The organism is Streptococcus intestinihominis, from assembly GCF_046824975.1.
Classification (GTDB): domain Bacteria; phylum Bacillota; class Bacilli; order Lactobacillales; family Streptococcaceae; genus Streptococcus.
Genome location: NZ_JBKQBL010000001.1, coordinates 225,828 through 228,656, shown reverse-complemented (window position 1 = coordinate 228,656; position 2,829 = coordinate 225,828). Strand labels below are relative to the sequence as shown.

Here is a 2,829-nt window from a genome sequence, read left to right as displayed (position 1 = left end):
GGTATGCGTCTGTTGAGAACTTCTTCTCGACGATATAGTTGTGGGAGAAGAGGAGATAGAGGAGTTCATTGAGCTGGGATTTAAGTCGGAGTTCATAGAAGGGGCCTTGCTCTCTTCCGTTTGCCATACAGGTTAAGAGGCTCTGTTTGATTTCTTCGTAACCAGGTGATTGGGCTTGAATGCGTCGGACAAATTCAAAATCCCCATTGTAGAGGGGTTGTAAATATTTTAGAGTGGCGATATTTTTATGGGTAATCCCAATCAGGTCCAGATTAAAATGCAGGACATCCATAGTATGAGAAGAACTCTGGATGGGGTGGATGGAGTGAAGGGCATTGGGGCGGATCAAAATAATATCACCAGGCTGACTATTAAAATATTCATAGTCGATATGGAACTGAGCAGTCCCTTCATTGACATAAATAATCTCAATATCGGTGTGCCAATGAAATAAGATATCTGGCTGGCCATTTTGGGTGCTAATCTGCTTGATTGAAAAAGGGAAATCGCTATTGGTAAAGGATGTTTGGCGGTATAAGGTCTTTGTGTTCATGCCTACCTCTTAGATCTTTTTCGGGAGTAGCAGACGTTTTTCCATGTGTGTGAAAGGGTCTGCTAGTTACTTCATACAGGGAAAATCTACTATCTATATTATAATAAAATTGGACCAAAAATTAAAGAGGATTCGATGGAATTTCTTAAATTTTAAGGAAGGAGGAGAGGGAGGATTTAAGGGAGAGAAGGTTCCAAAATGATGAGGGAATGGTGTATAATAGGGGAAAGATGGAAAGAGGTGGCAGTATGCTACAAATGATTGCGACAGATATGGATGGCACTCTGATGGACGAGCAAGGAGAAGTAGACCATGAGCGCTTGAGCCGCATCTTGGATCAGTTAGACCAAAGAGGGATTCCCTTTGTCATTGCGACAGGGAACGGCTATAGCCGTATGGCTCATGTATTGGGAGACTTGAAAGATCGCGTCACCTTGGTGCTGGCCAATGGGGCACGGATATTAGAGAAGGGGAAGCTCACCCGAGAGTGCAGCTGGCCGGAAGAGCTGGTGCAGGAGGTCTTGCATTATCTAGAAGGCCGAGAGGAAGAACTTCATCTGGTCGTTAGTAGCTTATCGGGAGGCTATGCCAAGAAAGGAACAGAGTTTCCTCTTTTAGAGCAATTGATGACGCCTGAGTTAGCAGCTGCTTTTTACAAACGGATGCGCTTTGTGGATGATTTGGCCCATGAACATGGCGAGCTAGTTTTGAAGCTAAGTGTCGTCACGGAGACTGAAAAAGTCGAAGCCTTTGTGCAAGAGTTACGAGAAAAGTTTGGAGAGCGCCTGCTTCCTGCAGCTAGTGGCTATGGGGCTATTGATATTCTGCAACCGGGTGTCAATAAAGCTACAGCCATTCAATTCTTAGAAGAACGCTGGGGCGTGGATGGTGGGCATCTGATGGCATTTGGCGATAGCCAAAACGATGTCGAGATGCTTGAGTTAGCGACCTATTCCTATGCAATGGAAAATGCGGATCCCCATGCGCGACAAGTAGCCCGCTATATGGCGCCTTCTCATCAGAATTATGGGGTCTACGAAGTCATCGAAGCTTACTTGGATGGAAGGCTCTGCTTCGACTAGGCCTATCCTACCTTGCACAGTTTCTACTATACGAATCGAAAGGAGCCTTTATGGCTGTACAATTATTAGAAACCTGGCTGTTGAAAGAACAGGCAAAAATACAGAAGAATTACCGAGAACTGAATCAGAATCCTTTGAGGGAACCCGATATTCTTTTTATAGGAGACTCTATCGTCGAATACTATCCCCTTCAAGAGTTGCTGTTGACGGATCAGTATATGGTGAACCGGGGGATTAGAGGCTACAAGACAGACCTCTTAAGAGAGCATCTAGATGCCCATATTTTCGGTCAAGCAGTGGATAAGGTCTTTTTGCTGATTGGAACTAATGACATTGGTAAGGAAATGCCCCTGTCGGAAACCATTGAAAACATGAGCATCATCCTGCAGGAGATGGTGCGGCTCTTGCCCTTGGCGCAAATCAAACTCGTTTCGGTTCTTCCTGTGAATGAGGGAGAGCCCTACAAGGGGACAGTTTATATCCGGACCAATCAGAAGATTCAGACCTTGAACCAGGCCTACCACGAATTGGCTCAGGGGATGATAAATGTTGAATTTATCAATGTTTTTGACCATTTGCTTGGAGAGGATGGTCAGCTCAAACCGGCTTATACAACAGATGGTCTTCATTTAACAATTGAAGGATACAGGGTCTTGAGTAAGGCTCTTCAAAGCGAAATCTAACCCATCCTAGCAAGGAAAATGATTTTCCAGCTAGGATTTTTTATGCTTTCTATAAAACAGTTTGGGAAAACACTCTATTTTGTACTAATTCTACAACAAGCAAAAACCTTGCTCTTATGCGGTTTATGACTTCTGTTATAAAATAGTTTGCGGAAACAGAACAGATTTTTGCTTTGTGTTATGTAATAGTTCCAGGCGTTCGGTGAGCATATTCTTATACAAGGACAATAAAACGTGATAAATTGATATAGTAAAGTTATTTGAAACGTTTTCACTCTTTGTCGAATTCAGTTCAAAGACTGACAATTATTTTTATTGAAGGAGAGTTATATTTATGACTCAAGGAAAAATTACTGCATCTGCAGCAATGCTCAACGTATTGAAAACATGGGGCGTAGACACAATCTACGGTATCCCATCTGGAACACTTAGCTCACTCATGGACGCTTTGGCTGAAGACAAAGATATCCGTTTCTTGCAAGTTCGCCACGAAGAAACAGGTGCTCTTGCA

The 2,829-nt window shown here is 43.3% G+C and carries 4 protein-coding genes; 3 read left to right on the top strand and 1 reads right to left on the bottom strand.

The window, feature by feature from the left end; all coding sequences use genetic code 11:
- Positions 1 to 553 (bottom strand): AraC family ligand binding domain-containing protein (locus tag ACLOR3_RS01165; RefSeq protein WP_412036913.1); only part of this gene is annotated, 553 nt, incomplete at its 3' end.
- A gap of 248 nt (positions 554 to 801) precedes the next feature.
- Here ACLOR3_RS01165 and ACLOR3_RS01160 point away from each other — a divergent pair.
- The 3 genes from ACLOR3_RS01160 to ACLOR3_RS01150 all read left to right on the top strand — a co-directional run.
- Positions 802 to 1,635, top strand: a complete 834-nt coding sequence (locus tag ACLOR3_RS01160; RefSeq protein ID WP_411400042.1) for a Cof-type HAD-IIB family hydrolase — start codon at positions 802 to 804, stop codon at positions 1,633 to 1,635.
- Positions 1,636 to 1,685: 50 nt separating this feature from the next.
- The gene (locus ACLOR3_RS01155; RefSeq protein ID WP_411400041.1) at positions 1,686 to 2,318 is read left to right on the top strand and encodes an SGNH/GDSL hydrolase family protein; all 633 of its coding nucleotides are present in this window, start codon (positions 1,686 to 1,688) and stop codon (positions 2,316 to 2,318) included.
- A gap of 334 nt (positions 2,319 to 2,652) precedes the next feature.
- The coding region (locus ACLOR3_RS01150) for a thiamine pyrophosphate-binding protein (RefSeq protein ID WP_412036986.1) at positions 2,653 to 2,829 on the top strand (177 nt) is incomplete at its 3' end.

Coding starts and splice junctions, on each gene's coding strand:
- ACLOR3_RS01155 (WP_411400041.1), top strand. CDS start 1,686: ATGGCTGTACAATTATTAGAAACCTGGCTGTTGAAAGAACAGGCAAAA.
- ACLOR3_RS01160 (WP_411400042.1), top strand. CDS start 802: ATGCTACAAATGATTGCGACAGATATGGATGGCACTCTGATGGACGAG.